Genomic DNA, 14,897 nt, shown 5'->3' on the forward strand with positions numbered 1-14,897 from the left:
GGCCGATAGGCTCAGGGAACCATGCAGAAGCAGCACTTCATCATCATCGACCTGATCCTGGTCGCGATCTTCGCGACCATCGGCCGGGTCAGTCACGGCGAGTCGCTGGTGCCCGCCGGCATCGTGCACACCGCTTGGCCGTTCATGACGGCCCTGCTGGTGGCGTGGGTGGTGCTGCTGGTGCGCAAGCGGCCGACCACCACCCTGGGTGCCGGGGTCTTCGTGTGGCTGGTGACGGTGGTCGGGGGCATGCTGCTGCGCCGCTGGACCGGCGAGGGCACCGCAGTCCCTTTCATCGTGGTCGCCACGGTGGTGCTGGCGGTGTTCCTGATCGGCTGGCGCCTGCTGTGGGTCAGGCTCGATCGCCGGTCAACGGCTGGATGAACACGATCCGCTCGCCCTTCCGGCCCGAGATGCGGGCCCAGTCGTCGGGGTTCGACGTGTTCGGCAGTTCCTCGTTCTCGCGGAACTCGTCGTTGACGGCCTGCAGCAGACCGCCGCGGCTCACGCCACCGGCTCGTCCGGCGAGTTCCTCCTTGATCGCATACTTCTTGGCACGGTCGACGATGTTGCGCAGCATGGCTCCGGAGACGAAGTCGGCGTAGTGCAACACCTCGGTGTCACCCGAGGCGTAGGTGACCCGGATGTACTCGCTGTCGGGGCCACGGTCGTAGATGCGGGTGACCGCCGCGTCGATCAACTCCGAGGCGGCCCGCTCGGGTTGCCCGCCCGCGAGCCGCACATCGTCGGCGTGCAGCGGCACCGTGGGCACCAGGTACTTGGCCATGATCTCGTCTGCCCCGGCGCGCGAGGGCCGGTCGAGCTTGATCTTCACGTCGAGACGACCCGGACGAAGGATGGCCGGGTCGATCATGTCCTCACGGTTCGAGGCGCCGATGATGATGACGTTCTCGAGTTCCTGCACCCCGTCGATCTCGGCCAGCAACTGGGGCACGATCGTCGACTCCACATCGGAGGAGACACCCGACCCGCGGGTACGGAACAGCGAGTCCATCTCGTCGAAGAAGACGATCACCGGCAGACCCATGGTCGCCTGCTCGCGGGCCCGTTCGAACACCCGCCGCAGTTGCCGCTCGGTCTCGCCGACGTACTTCGACAACAGTTCGGGACCCTTGACGGAAATGAAGCAGCTCTCCGAGGTGGCGGTGGCCACGCCCAGCTGGTCGGTGAGCGACTTGGCGACGGCTTTGGCGATCATCGTCTTGCCGCACCCAGGCGGCCCGTAGAGCAGCACCCCCTTGGGAGCCTTCAACTGGTAGGTGGCGAACAGCGACTGGTGCAGGAAGGGCAGTTCGACCGCGTCACGGATCCGCTCGATCTGGTCGGACAGTCCGCCGATGTCGGAGTAGCTGATGTCGGGCACCTCGCCCAGCACCAGTTCGTCGACCGGACGACGGGCCACCACACTCAGCGCCAGCAGGGCCGACCGGTCGACCAGCACCGAGTCGCCGGCCTCAACGGCGGCGGCGAGAAGCCGGGGCACCAGCCGCACCCTGGCTTCGTCGTTGCCGGCCGAGACGACGGCGAACTCGCCTCTCACCTCGATCACGTTGGCCAGTTCGCCCAACTCGGCGGCGATCGGGTCGTCCAGGCTGCCGACGACGATCATGGCGTCGTTGAGCAGCACCAGGTCACCCAACTCGAAGTTCTCGGCGCCCACCTCGGGGGCGGTCGCCACGCGCAGGGCGCGCCCCAGGTGCAGCACGTCGAGCAGGTCACCCGCGCGACCCACCACCCGGGCGCGGCCGAGCGGGGGCTGCTGCAACGCATCGAGCTGGGAGCGCAGCGACACCAACTGGCCGCGCGCCTCCTTGAGGGTGCGGTTCAACGTCTCGTTCTGGGCAGCCAGTTGGCGGGCGTCGGTGCGGGCGTCGGCGAGCCGACGCTGAGCCAGTTCGAGTTCGTCGACCATCAGGCACCTGCCTCGGGAACCTGCTGGTTCTCCATCGGCACGTTCGCGGGCCTCGGGCCGGAGTAGTCGGGACCGTAGGCACCCGGGGCCGGTCGCCGCTTGCGCATGGGTGCCTGCACACCCGGGGCGAGCCGACGGGCGAACACCAGGAACCCGGTGTGGCCGGTGGTGCCGTGGCCGGGACGGATCGCCAGCCCCTCGGCGTGCCAGTCGCGCACCGTGGTCTCGGAGGCCTTGGGTTCGGTGAACTCGCCATGGGCGCGGATGGTGTCCATCGTGCGACCCAACTGGGTGGCCGTGGCCACGTAGCAGCACAGCACCCCGCCGGCGACGAGCACGTTCGCGACCGCGTCCACGCACTCCCAGGGGGCCAACATGTCGAGCACGACCCGGTCGACGGGTTCGTCGCGGATCGTGTCCTGCAGGTCGCCGACGGTCAGCGTCCAACCGGGGTGCTTGCCTTGGATGAACCACTCCACGTTCTTGCGGGCCACCTCGGCGAAGTCGGCGCGACGCTCGTAGGAGTTCAGTCGTCCGGTCGGGCCGATGGCGCGCAGCAGGGCGATGCTGAGCGCACCGGACCCCACCCCGGCCTCGATCACCCGGGCGCCGGGGAAGATGTCGGCCCACATCAGGATCTGGCCGGCGTCCTTGGGGTAGATCACGGCAGCCTCGCGGGGCATCGACACCATGAACTCGTTCATGATCGGACGAAGGGCCAGGAACTTCATGCCCCCGGTGGAGGTGACCACCACTCCCTCGGGGCCGCCGATCAGCTCGTCATGGCTGATGGCCCCCTTGGTGGTGTGGAACTCCTTGCCCTCACCCAGCAGCAGACTGTGGCGTCGTCCCTTGGGGTCGGTGAGGGTGACCCGCTCACCGGCTCGCAGCGGCCCGGTGCGGACGCCCGACCAGTTGGGTTCGGGGGAGATGTCGGTCACGGGACTCACTTCCAGAAGGTGTCGAGCAGGTGGTCGGCGGTGACGTCGGCCAGGGAGTCCAACAGGATGTCGGTCTGTTCGTAGGTGGTTCCGTCGACGCTGGGCGCGGTCACCACGCGGGCACCGGCGGCCAGGGCGGCGGCGGTGCCGGCGCGGGAGTCCTCGAGCACCACGCAGCGGGTCACGTCGACCCCCAGTGCACTGGCGGCGTGCAGGTAGGGCTCGGGGTCGGGCTTGTGCCGCGACACCGTCTCGGCGGTGACGATGGTCTCGAAGGGCATCGGGTCGAGCCGCTCGATGACGCCGCGGATGAAGTCGTTGGGCGACGAGGTGACCAGCGCCTGCCGGACGCCGGTGGCGGACAGTTCACGCAGCAGCCGCTCGGCACCGGGACGCCAGTTGATCTCGTGCTGGGCCATCACTCCCCCGGCACGCTCGACCAACAGGCCCACCCAGTCCCACGTGGTGTAGCCGTGCCCCGGCTCGATCACGGCGAGCATCTTGTCGGCCGAGGACGGCAGGGACTCGCCGACGCAGCTGAGCGCCTGTTCCATCGTCCAGGTGCCGCCGTGCTCGGCCACCAGCGCGAACTCGGCCTCGATCCAGAAGGGTTCGGAGTCGACGAGGGTGCCGTCGAAGTCCCACAGCACGGCCTCGACCGTATTCGCCTCGGTCACGGGGTAGGACGACTCAGCACTCATGTTCTCTAGAGTCTCGTCCGCACGGGACGCATGGCAAACCCTTCAGCGGATCAGGTGGTCAGTGGAACAGATGGGTGATCACCGTGACGACCGTAGGGATCATGCCGACCACCAGGATCAGCGCAGTCCAGCGAAGTCGGAATGACCCGGCTGTCCCGTCGTCCGACTCGGGCACGACCTCGACCGCTCGTTGAATGGCTGCGCCCACACTCTGGGCGGTGACGCCCCGAGGCTTGATGCCAAGGATCCGTCCGTCAGCAAGGACCACAAGGACGCTGTCGCCCCACACCCGCACGTCATCGACCATGCCCATCGAAGTTCGCACGACGGAGAAACCCGACATCTCCACGAACTCCTTGTCGGTCACCCGAACGCGGTCGAGGACCCGCCCGATGCCCCAGTTCAGAGCCATGCCCACCCACAGTGGGACCACGATCACACCCCAGCGCAGGCCCGAGCCGGGCACCAACCAAACCGGCAGCGCCGATGCGGCCATGGCCACCAGCAGTCCGAGCACCCGTAGGGTCCACGGCTCGGCGACCACAACGGGCAACTGCGCGGGGACGGCACTGGACGGTACGGGATCGGAATCGGCCAGAAGTTCGTCCTCGTCGTTCTCGTCGAGCGCGAGGGTGTCGATCGTCGTTCCCTGGGGCAGATCGACCAAGCGACCGTAGGACGCTACCGAGCCGTCGACGAAGTGAAGGTTCACCCATCCGCCCACGCGGACGTCACCGGCCAGATACCCCGACATCGGTTCGCGGGGCTGATCGTCCGGAGCGTCGTGGTTTGACTCGTCGTGCACCAAACTGGCCAACCCGCGGGTGCTGTTGAGCGCCATCAGGTGGGTCCTGTGCTCCCAGGGATTGCTCACGGCTCGCACGAGCACGCCCCGTTTCGGCGGGTCACGCTCCAGACGCCGCAGCCTCAGCAACCTCTCGGCACGACCCACCATCAGGAGCGAAGCCAGCAGGGCCGCTCCGCCGGAGATGGTCACCCACCACGTGCGATCAGGGGGCTCGGCGACCGGATGTACCCACGAGGAGTCCTGAGGATCAAGCCGAAGCCTCACCTCGTCCCCCACTTGGGGAACATCGATGAAGACGACACGCACCTCCTCCGGAACACCCGTTGGAACCTGCTCGAGCCGGATCGTCTGTCTGTCGTCTTCATCGGCTGCGCTGGTCACCAGTCCCGCGACGACGATGCTGCGCGCTTCGAGCATGGCATCGCGATGCACGGCCCGCTCGTACGCGAACCACCCACCACCGGCGATCAGGCACAGCACCACGACAAGTCCGACGACGAGCCGGCGATCGGGGTCGACGGTCTCCCCTACGCGAGCGGAGGACAAGTGCCGCCACGAGGCCACGGCACCCTCGCTGGCGACCTCGCGCTGTCGTCGTGCGCAATGGAGCACGTGACCGGCGTAACCCACAAACGGGAAGGCCACCAGTGTCCACGCAAGATTGGCCTGCCACAGGGGGTCCCAGGTCAGGTCGGTGAGGGCGAAGCCGACGGCGCTCACGGCCGCCACGAGCGGACGCCACCACACCAGCACCACGGTGACGAAACACAACACCATCGCGACCGAGAAGGTCAGGTCAGGGCCACACGGTTGATCGAGCGTGCAGACGGTGGGTTCGCTTGCCGCCGAGACGACAAAAGCAGCCAGCCACAGCCCTGTCAGCACCCACCGCAGCCACCTACGAGGGCGCGCGGCGAGCCATTTCCGCACCCGCTCATCGGTGAAACCCTCGTTCACGACAGGAAACGTACCTCAGCGGGCGTTGAAGTACTTCGCCTCCGGGTGGTGCACGACGATCGCGTCGGTCGACTGCTCCGGGTGCAACTGCAGTTCCTCCGACAACTCGACGCCGATCCGGCTCGGGTCGAGCAACTCCACCAGCTTGATGCGGTCGGTCAGGTCAGGGCAGGCGGCGTACCCGAAGGAGTACCGCGACCCGCGATAGGCCTGGTCGGCGATGGCGGACTCGATGTCACCGTCCTCGGCCACGAACCCCAACTCGCCGCGCACCCGGTGGTGCCAGTACTCCGCCAAGGCCTCGGTGAGCTGTACCGACAGTCCGTGCAGCTCGAGGTAGTCCCGGTAGGAGTTGGCGGCGAACAGCTGCGACGTCGCACGCGCCACGGCGCCACCCATGGTGACCAGCTGCATGCCGAGCACGTCCGGGCCGAGTTCGGCCGCCTCCGTCTCGTCCCTGAAGAAGTCCGCCAGGCACAGGCGACGGTCTCGACGCTGCCTCGGGAAGGTGAACGAGGTGAGTTCGCGGGAGTGGTCGTCGGGGTCGAGCACGATCAGGGTCTCGTCACGGCTGACCACCGGCCAGTAGCCGTGCACCACTCCGAACTCCCCCAGCCCCTCGGAGCGGATGCGTTCGAACCAGGCCCGCAACCGCGGGCGGCCCTCGGTGGCAGCGAGTTCCTCGTAGGACGCCCCGTCGCGGGAGCCGCGCAGACCCCAGCGGCCCATCAGGGTGGCGCGCTCGTCCAACCAGCCGATGATCTCGTTGAGCGCGATGCCCTTGGTGACCCGCGAACCCCAGAACGGTGGGGTCGGCACGTCCACACCACCCTCGGGCGTCGGGCGGGCGACCTCGGAGCGCACCCCAAGCTCCGGCTCCAGGATCTCGACGGTGACCTTCGGGGCCACCCGACGTTGGCGGATCGGGGGAAGCGTGGCACCGGGGACGCCACGCTTGACGGCCATCACGGAGTCCATCAGGGTCAGCCCTTCGAAGGCATCCTTGGCGTAGCGCACCTCTCCCTCGAACATCTCGTTGAGGTCGTGCTCGACGTAGGCGCGGGTCAGGGCAGCGCCGCCCAGCAGCACCGGGTACCGCGAGGCGAGACCGCGGGCGTTGAGTTCGGCCAGGTTGTCCTTCATCACCATCGTCGACTTCACCAACAGCCCCGACATGCCGATGGCGTCGGCGCGTGCGGCCTCGGCGGCGGCGATGATGTCGGTGATCGACTGCTTGATGCCGAGGTTGACCACCGTGTAGCCGTTGTTCGACACGATGATGTCGACCAGGTTCTTGCCGATGTCGTGCACATCACCCTTGACGGTGGCGAGCACGATGGTGCCCTTGCCCCCTTCGTCTCCCTCGACCTTCTCGATGTGCGGTTCGAGGTGGGCCACGGCCGCCTTCATCGTCTCGGCGGACTGCAGCACGAAGGGAAGCTGCATCTGCCCGGAACCGAACAACTCGCCCACCGTCTTCATGCCGGCGAGCAGGTCTTCGTTGATGATCTCGAGGGCCGGTTTGGTGGCAAGGGCCTCGTCGAGGTCGACGGTGAGCCCCTTGGAGTTGCCGTCGACGATGCGCCGCTGCAGCCGCTCGTTCAGCGGCAGGCTGGCCAGCTCTGCCTCGCGCTCGGCCTTCATCGAGGCGGTGGTGACACCCTCGAACAGTTCCAGGAAGCGGGTCAGCGGGTCATATCCCTCACGACGACGGTCATAGACCATGTCGAGCGCGACCTGTCGCTGCTCCTCGGGGACCCGGTCCATCGGCACGATCTTGGCGGCGTGCACGATGGCCGAGTCGAGGCCCGCCTCCACGCACTCGTGCAGGAAGACGGAGTTGAGGACGATACGGGCGGCCGGGTTGAGGCCGAAGCTGATGTTCGACACGCCCAGCGTCGTGTGCACGCCGGGGTACTTGGCCTTCAGCTCGCGGATGGCCTGGATCGTCTCGAGGCCGTCCTTACGGGTCTCCTCCTGGCCGGTGCCGATGGGGAAGGTGAGGCAGTCCACCAGGATGTCGCCGACCTCCATGCCCCACTTCTGGGTGAGGTCATCGATCAGCCGGCTGGCCACCCTCACCTTCCACTCCGCGGTGCGCGCCTGGCCCTCCTCGTCGATGGTGAGGGCGACCACGGCGGCCCCGTGTTCGGCGACGACGGGCATCACCCGGGCGAACCGTGACCCGGGACCGTCACCGTCCTCGAAGTTCACCGAGTTGATGATCGAGCGACCGGCGAAGGTCTCGAGCCCTGCCTCGACCACCTCGGGTTCGGTCGAGTCGAGCACGACGGGCAACGTCACGGCGGTCGCGAACTCGCGGCCGATCCGCCGCATGTCGTCGGCCCCGGCGCGTCCCACGTAGTCGACACACAGGTCGAGCACGTGGGCCCCGTCGCGGGTCTGCGCGCGCGCGATGTCGACACATTCGGAGATGTTGTCGGCCAGCATCGCCTCCCGGAATGCCTTCGAACCGTTGGCGTTGGTGCGCTCACCGATGGCGAGGTAGCTGGCGTCCTGGGCGAACGGGACCTCGTGGTACAGCGAGCTGACGGAGTTCTGGTGACGCGGGCTGCGGGGCTCGACCGGGTGCTCCCGGAGGGCCTCGACGACGTGGCGCAGATGCTCAGGGGTGGTGCCACAGCATCCGCCGAACACGCTCAACCCGTAGTCGCGGACGAAACGGGTGGCGGCCTCGGCCAACTGCTCGGGGGTGAGCGGGTAGCGCGCACCGTCTGTGGTCAGCTCGGGGAGGCCGGCGTTGGGCATCGTCCCGATGCCGATGCGGGCGTGCTGGGAGAGGTGGCGCAGGTGTTCGGTCATCTCGGCGGGACCGGTCGCACAGTTGAGCCCGATCACATCGATCCCCAAGGGCTCCAAGGCGGTCAACGCCGCCCCGATCTCGGAACCGAGCAGCATGGTGCCCGTGGTCTCGACGGTGACGTTGACGAAGATGGGCAGGTCGACGCCGGCCTCGGCGCGGGCCCGCTTGGCACCGATCACGGCGGCCTTGGCCTGCAGCAGGTCCTGGGCGGTCTCGATCTGCACGGCGTCGATGCCGCCACGGATCATCGCGGTGGTCTGGGCCTGGTAGGCGTCACGGATCTCACGGAAGCCGATGTGCCCCAAGGTGGGCAGCTTCGTGCCGGGGCCGATGGAGCCCAGCACGAAGCGTGGCTTCTCAGGGGTCAGGGCCGTGACCTCGTCGGCGACCTCACGGGCGATCCGGGCGGCCGCCTCGGCCAACTCGTCGAGGCGATCGGTGATGCCGTACTCGGCCAGGGCCGCCAGGTTCGTCCCGAAGGTGTTGGTCTCGACCATGTCGACACCGGCGTCGAAGTAGGCGCGGTGGATGTCGGCGATGATGTCGGGGCGGGTGACCGACAACACCTCGTTGCAGCCCTCATGGCCTTGGAAGTCGGCCTCGATGTCGAGGTCGTAGGTCTGCAGCATCGTGCCCATGGCTCCGTCTGCGATCAGCACACGGCGGCCCAGGACGTCACGAATGGCAGATGTCATGGGGGCCACTCTAGGCGTGGCACACGCGCGGCGACGACGGTGTTCAGTCTCGGCGGACGGCGCTAGTCTCGATCCATGTCGCGTCTCACACCCGCCGATCCACGGCCCTCCACCCCGGTGGTGCTGGTCGCCTTCTCGGGGTGGAACGACGCGGGCGAGGCAGCGACCGGGGCAGTGGGACAGTTCGTCGACATGTATGACCCGGCTGAGGAGGTCGCCATCCTGGACGACGAGGCCTACTGGGACTACACCGAGCAGCGGCCCGAGATCCGCAAGGAGGAATCGGGCGAACGGTTCATCGACTGGCCACAGGTGAAGGTGTGGAGGGTTGAACATCCCGAACGGGACGTCATCTGCGTGCTCGGCCCGGAGCCGGCGTTGAGGTGGCGCAGTTTCCTCGCCGAACTGACGGGCCTGATCAAGGGATTCGAACCCGCGATGGTGATCACGGTCGGCTGCATGGTCACCGACGACCCGCACTCACGACCGCTGCCGGTCTCGGGTCACGCCAGCACCCCCGAGTTGGCCTCCGCGTTGGGGGTCGATCCCGAGACCTACGTGGGTCCCACCGGGATGACCGGGTTGGTGCACCGGGCCTGTTCCGACCTGGGCATCCCCACCGCATCACTGTGGGGGTCCAGCCCGCACTACTCACCCCAGCGCGAGTGCCCGAAGGCCAAACAGGCCCTGCTGCGCCGACTCAGCGACGTGCTCGATCTCGACATCGATGAGGGTGACCTCGACGACGAGGTGGCCGAGTGGGAGCAGACGATCAACCAGCTGGCCGAGAACGATCCCGACGTGGCCCGCTACATCGCCGAGCTCGAAGCGGCCCAGGACGCCGACCTCAAGGAGACCACCGGCGACGACATCGCGGCCCAGTTCCAGCGCTGGCTGGGACGCTCGCGCCCCGGTCGCGACCACCCCGGGCCCGAGCGACGCGGCTGACGGACAAGACCGCCTTCGGCGTCATTCCAGCAGGAGCGAGGCACCAGTGACGTGTCGAGATCTCAGTGTTGGCACCCCTTGACCGCAGCGTCGCGCAGTTCGTTGACCATGGCGTCGGGGTCGTCCGCTCGATAGACAGCCGACCCCGCCACGAACACGTCCGCACCCGCCTCGGCGGCTCGTCCGATGGTGTCGACCGACACTCCCCCGTCGACCTGGACGAGGATCTGCGCACCCGTCCGGCGCACCAGTTCTCGGGTGCGCCGGATCTTGGGCAACACCAGGTCGAGGAAGCTCTGCCCGCCAAAACCCGGCTCGACGGTCATCAGCAACACCATGTCGACCTCGGTGAGCATGTCGGCGAAGCCGTCGATGGGTGTGGCCGGCTTCAGGGCCATGGACGCGCGCGCGCCGAGTTTGCGGAGTTCGCGGGCGAGCCGGATGGGCGCGCGGGCAGCCTCGACGTGGAAGGTGACCGAGTCAGCGCCCGCGGCCGCGTAATCGGGGGCCCAGCGATCGGGGTCCTCGATCATCAGGTGGATGTCGAGAAGCTTGTCGGTCGCCTTGCGGATCGACTCCACGACGGGCAGACCGATGGTCAGATTGGGGACGAAGTGCCCGTCCATCACGTCGACGTGGACCATGTCCGCCGACGGAATCCGCGCGATCTCGGCGCCCAGCTCGGCGAAGTTGGCGTTGAGGACGCTCGGGGTGATCTGCATGGCGGGGAGCGACATGTCATCAGACTACCGAGCAGAACTGGAAACCCTTGCTACCTAGGTGCCATGGAGTTAGCGTCCTTCCATGAAGATTCAGGCGGCAGATTCGAGACATCGCCTGGTTGCGTACGTCGTGCTGATGGTGCTCGTGGCAGGAGGCTTGGCTTCCACGGCGGTGGGGGAACCAACCCCGCCGGTTTCCCAGGCCGAAGCCTCCAAGCGTGCTGAGGTCGGCCACCAGGACACCGCCCCGCCTGAAGAGCCTGCGGACAGCACCCGACGTGCCCTATGGGCCCAAGGTCTTGTGCAGACCCTGCCCACCGATCAACGCGCTGGCTATTGGGTCGATGAGAACAACACCGTCACCCTCTACGTGGCTGGCGATGCCGACGGCGCGCGCAGGCAATGGCAGGAAGAGATCGACTCATCAGGCTTCGACGTAGCCGTGGTGCGCGTCACCTACTCCAGCGAGCAGCTTGGGGCGCAGCTGGAGTCGTCACGCTGGAAAGACCGCGGCGTTCCACAGGAATGGCTGGCGGGCCTGATGGGCGTTGGACTCGAATACCGAGAGAATGCCTTGGAGTTGCGGGTCCAGTTCTTGGGCGGGCAACGCAACCGACTTGGAGCGTTTCCTAGGGGTTCGCGTGGTCACCACCGTCGTGGAGGGGCCAATGCAAGCCCTCTACGGCCGTTTCGAGGACAATCCTCCGCGATGGGGTGGTACCAGAATCAAGCTCTACTGGCCAGGGAGTGACCTCAATGATCCGAACTCGCTCGACAAATTGAAGGAGCCCGTGATCTGTACCGCCGGCTTCCCAGCGATCAGCGAAGGGTACGAGGTGATGGCGACCGCAGGGCACTGTGCCCCGTACGGCGCCGCCTCCACACCGCGCTGGGCGTGGAATGGGAAGTCTCTCACTGAAGGGGGAATTCTCTGCGCTCTCGCCGGCTGTCGCCATCGCGAGGTGGGCTCCGTGTGGAAAACCATGGCCAAGACGTATTCGACACAGACACAAGCTGTTGGGAACTCATCGGTGGTGGACATGGCGTGGGTATTTCTCCACACCACTCCTGCCGCGAACAACTACGGTGCTTCCTACTATACTGGGACCAGTTCGGGGGATGTGATCAATCACGCGCAGGATACCTACCCATCTCCTTCGACTGATTACACTGGCCTGACGATGTGCGTCTCCGGAGCCACGAATTTCAGATCTTGCGGATGGAAGGTCACCGGTCGAGACCTCACGGTTGCGACGGTAAAGGGTTCGGCCACCGGTGGTACAACCCAATACATCTACACTTACGGCTGGCGGATGACCTCTACCCAGGGAGGATGCGTGGGTGGGGGCGATAGCGGAGGGATCGTGTGGTTCGTGGCCAACGACGGCAAATGGGCAACGGCAGGCGTGATCTCAAGCGCTACCTCAGAGCTGTGCGGAACCTCGCTCGCCTTCGCCACGTGGGCCGACGCACGGATCTACTTCCCGTCCCTCACGCCAAAACTCCAATGAGCATACCGCACGCGATCATGATCGACTGACGTGACTTTTGTCGACCACACACGTTTCCGCCCGTTGAGGGCGCTGTGGGCGCTTCTCATTGTTTTCCTAGCGCTCATCGACCTAGGAGCCGTGTCGGTCTTCGTAGGAATGACCTACATCTACTCAATCGCCGGATGCTTCGGGACTGGGCTGTGCGACACGATGGATCGCACTCGCCACGCGGCACAGGTTCATGTCGGAACCACCACCGTGGCCACCGCCTTTTCCATAATACTTGGTTGGATCGCTCTTCGGCGGAACAGCCACGCCCCCCTGATCGTCGTGTCAAAGATCCGGGTTCTTTTCATGGTCCAGCTGGTGGTGATGACAGCGGGGGCCGCGCTGTATTTTTCTTGGCTGACCACTATCCACTTGTCAGCGAGCTGCGCCGTATTGGACGGGCAGTGCCACGCATATTTCCCTTACAAACACGGTTTGTTGGTCTACATCGCCTTTGGGGCGCTCAACGCCGCATGCATCTTGGCCTTGGCGTGGGTCGCCGCTCGTGGCCGCCCACTCCGGTCACGCTGAGCGACGGCGCAGAAGCGCCAGGAACATGGCGTCGGTGCCGTGGCGATGGGGCCACAACTGAGCCACCAACGGATGCCCGGGCACCGAGACATCGGGCAGTGCTTCACCCGACGTCGCGCCCCCCGCGACTGCTTGGAGCACAGCGGGTGCGTCCAGCAGGTCAAGGTCGTCGCGCTCGGCGAGCAGCGCGTCGATCACGTCGGTCGTCTCGCGTCGATCCGGAGAGCAGGTGACGTAGGCCATCACTCCCCCGCCGGCCAGCGAATCGGCGCCCATGTGGGCGAGGTCGAGTTGCAGGCCGGTCAACCCAGCCACGTCGGCGGTGTCCTTGCGCCAGCGGGCGTCGGGTCGACGACGCAGCGCCCCCAGCCCCGAGCACGGAACATCGGCCATGACGGCCGCGAACTCATCGGGAAGCCACGCGGGCGCTCGACCGTCGGCGCAGATCACCTGCACACCGTCCGGATAAGCCCTCGTTCCCTGGGCCACCAGGTCGGCACGGTGGGGGGCGACCTCGTTGGCCAGCAGCCACGTGTGTCTGCGGCGGGCGAGACCCACCAGCAGGGCGGCCTTGCCGCCGGGCCCAGCACACAGGTCGAGCCACGGGCCGGTGGCGTCGACGGCCGTGGCCAGCGCGGTCGCCACAAGTTGTGATCCTTCGTCCTGCACGCCGGCCCGTCCGTCACGCACGGCGGCAATGTCGGCGGGACGCTGTCGGGAGGTGAAGCCGAACGGCGACCACCGCGTGGGAGTGATGTCGTCGCCCGGCAAGTCGTCGAGCCGCATCAGCCCCGGCCGCACGACAAGCACGGGTTGGGCCGGCAGGTTGTTGGCAAGCAGCGCGGCTTCGGCCTCGTCACCGAGCAGGTCACGGTACGACTCGGCTATCCAACGGGGGTGATGGGTACGCAGCGCGAGAGCGTCGATCGAGTCGAGCCCATTCGACAGCGTCTGCACCCACTCGTCGAGGCTCCTCTCGCTGATTCGCCGCGAGACGGCATTGACCAGGCCCGCCACCTTCGGGTGAATGCGCGTGCGGGCCTGGTCGACGGCCTGCTGGGCGGCGACGTGGTTGGGCGTGCGCATGGCCAGCATCCGGTGACTGGTGAGCCGGAGCAGGTCGACCACCTGGGGCTGCAGGTCCGTCAGGCGGCGACGCGAGGCCGCTTCGATGACGCGGTCGTGGGTGCCCATCAGGCGGCAGGTGCCGTAGACCAGTTCGGTCACCTCGGCCACACTGCGGCGGTGATCGGGGTGTTGGCGCAGCACCTCGTCCAGCGCCAGATTCGCATAGGCCTGGTCGCGGGTCACCCGGGTCATCACCTGAGTCGCCAACCACAACACATCACTCATGACAGCCGTGCTCCCGTCACCTGTACGCCCCTGGCCCAGTCGGCACCCGCCATCTGCTTCTTGCCGTGCGGCTGCACCCGAACCAACTCCAGCCCACCATCGACGGTGCCGACCAACAGTGCCCGCTTGGTGGCGCGCAACTCACCGGGTCCCAAGGGTTCGTCGAGGTGAACCGGCGTCGCCGAGACGATCTTGAACCTCTCCTCGACCCCATTGCTCGTGAACTGGGCCCACGCACCGGGCGCGGGGGTCACGGCCCTGATCTGACGGTCCACCGCGTCAGTCGGCACGCCGAAGTCGACGTGGGCGTCGTCCACGGTGATCTTCGCGGCAACGGTGAGGCCCTCGTCGGCCTGTTCGGTCGGCTCAGCACCGTCAGCGATGGCCGACATTGTCTTGACCAGCAACTGGGCTCCGGACTGGGAAAGCTCGTCCAGCAACTCCCCAGCTGTCTGCCCAGACCTGACGGGCGTCTCGATCGTGCCGAACACAGGACCGGCGTCGAGGGCCCTGACGATGCGGAACGTGGTGGCGCCGGTGACCTGGTCGCCCTCCCAGATGGCCCGCTGCACCGGGGCCGCTCCACGCCATCGAGGCAGCAACGAGAAGTGCAGGTTCACCCACCCGTGCGGCACCAGGTCGAGCGCTGACTGCGGCAGCAACGCACCGTAGGCCACGACCGCGACGGCATCGAGCCCGAACGCGACCAGCGCGGCCTGGAACTCGGGGTCGCGCGGGTGAGAGGGCTTCAGCACCGGGATGCCCAACTCCGCGGCCAGTTGCGCGACCGATGAGGCGGTGAGCTTCTTCCCTCGTCCGGCGGGGGCGTCGGGGCGGGTGATCACCACTGCGACCTCATGCTCGGACTCGGCCAGGGCGGCCAGCGCGGGCAGGGCCACCTCGGGAGTGCCGGCGAATCCGATCTTCAGTGCTGTCACAACTG

The 14,897-nt window shown here is 67.1% G+C and carries 13 protein-coding genes; 5 read left to right on the plus strand and 8 right to left on the minus strand.

Features of this window, described 5'->3' with window-relative positions; translation table 11 throughout:
* Positions 1–21: 21 nt before the first annotated feature.
* Positions 22–384, plus strand: coding sequence for a DUF3054 domain-containing protein (locus tag H507_RS0108330; RefSeq protein ID WP_022910264.1), 363 nt, complete (start codon positions 22–24; stop codon positions 382–384).
* Here H507_RS0108330 and arc read toward each other — a convergent pair.
* From arc to metH, 5 genes are read right to left on the minus strand one after another with little or no spacing between them, the layout of a single operon-like run.
* Entirely contained in the window at positions 353–1,933 is a 1,581-nt protein-coding gene (gene arc / locus H507_RS15695; protein ID WP_022910265.1) for a proteasome ATPase, read from the minus strand. The two genes, H507_RS0108330 and arc, sit on opposite strands and share 32 nt — an antisense overlap.
* A complete protein-coding gene (locus tag H507_RS0108340; protein ID WP_026377978.1) occupies positions 1,933–2,874 on the minus strand; it encodes a tRNA (adenine-N1)-methyltransferase in 942 nt (313 codons plus the stop codon). Before H507_RS0108340 ends, arc begins: the two co-directional genes overlap by 1 nt.
* Positions 2,875–2,879: 5 nt before the next feature.
* Positions 2,880–3,575, minus strand: coding sequence for an HAD family hydrolase (locus H507_RS18285; RefSeq protein ID WP_051139723.1), 696 nt, complete (start codon positions 3,573–3,575; stop codon positions 2,880–2,882).
* 58 nt (positions 3,576–3,633) lie between these two features.
* Complete coding sequence (locus H507_RS0108350; RefSeq protein WP_022910266.1) at positions 3,634–5,340, minus strand: hypothetical protein; 1,707 nt, start codon at positions 5,338–5,340, stop codon at positions 3,634–3,636.
* 15 nt (positions 5,341–5,355) lie between these two features.
* Complete coding sequence (gene metH / locus H507_RS0108355) at positions 5,356–8,859, minus strand: methionine synthase (protein ID WP_022910267.1); 3,504 nt, start codon at positions 8,857–8,859, stop codon at positions 5,356–5,358.
* 75 nt (positions 8,860–8,934) lie between these two features.
* Here metH and H507_RS0108360 point away from each other — a divergent pair, with 75 nt between their 5' ends.
* A complete protein-coding gene (locus H507_RS0108360; protein WP_022910268.1) occupies positions 8,935–9,807 on the plus strand; it encodes a PAC2 family protein in 873 nt (290 codons plus the stop codon).
* Positions 9,808–9,869: 62 nt separating this feature from the next.
* Here H507_RS0108360 and rpe read toward each other — a convergent pair whose 3' ends face one another.
* Positions 9,870–10,544 (minus strand): ribulose-phosphate 3-epimerase, encoded by a 675-nt coding sequence (gene rpe, locus H507_RS0108365; protein WP_022910269.1) that lies wholly within the window; start codon positions 10,542–10,544, stop codon positions 9,870–9,872.
* A 67-nt stretch (positions 10,545–10,611) separates the two neighbouring features.
* Here rpe and H507_RS17845 point away from each other — a divergent pair, with 67 nt between their 5' ends.
* From H507_RS17845 to H507_RS0108375, 3 genes are read left to right on the plus strand one after another with little or no spacing between them, the layout of a single operon-like run.
* Positions 10,612–11,280: a hypothetical protein gene (locus tag H507_RS17845; RefSeq protein ID WP_157438935.1), complete on the plus strand. Its 669-nt coding sequence runs from the start codon at positions 10,612–10,614 to the stop codon at positions 11,278–11,280.
* Positions 11,171–12,040, plus strand: a complete 870-nt coding sequence (locus tag H507_RS17850; protein ID WP_157438936.1) for a chymotrypsin family serine protease — start codon at positions 11,171–11,173, stop codon at positions 12,038–12,040. The genes H507_RS17845 and H507_RS17850 overlap by 110 nt, the downstream gene beginning before the upstream one ends.
* 30 nt (positions 12,041–12,070) lie before the next feature.
* Positions 12,071–12,601, plus strand: coding sequence for a hypothetical protein (locus H507_RS0108375; RefSeq protein ID WP_022910270.1), 531 nt, complete (start codon positions 12,071–12,073; stop codon positions 12,599–12,601).
* On the opposite strand, the gene H507_RS15700 is transcribed toward H507_RS0108375, so the two are convergent.
* Both H507_RS15700 and fmt read right to left on the minus strand, forming a co-directional pair.
* Positions 12,593–13,954: an RsmB/NOP family class I SAM-dependent RNA methyltransferase gene (locus tag H507_RS15700; RefSeq protein WP_040438041.1), complete on the minus strand. Its 1,362-nt coding sequence runs from the start codon at positions 13,952–13,954 to the stop codon at positions 12,593–12,595. The genes H507_RS0108375 and H507_RS15700 overlap by 9 nt on opposite strands.
* Positions 13,951–14,892, minus strand: a complete 942-nt coding sequence (gene fmt, locus H507_RS0108385; RefSeq protein WP_022910272.1) for a methionyl-tRNA formyltransferase — start codon at positions 14,890–14,892, stop codon at positions 13,951–13,953. The genes H507_RS15700 and fmt overlap by 4 nt, the downstream gene beginning before the upstream one ends.
* Positions 14,893–14,897: the final 5 nt, after the last annotated feature.

It is taken from the genome of Aestuariimicrobium kwangyangense DSM 21549, from assembly GCF_000421525.1.
GTDB classification, from domain to species: Bacteria; Actinomycetota; Actinomycetes; order Propionibacteriales; family Propionibacteriaceae; genus Aestuariimicrobium; species Aestuariimicrobium kwangyangense.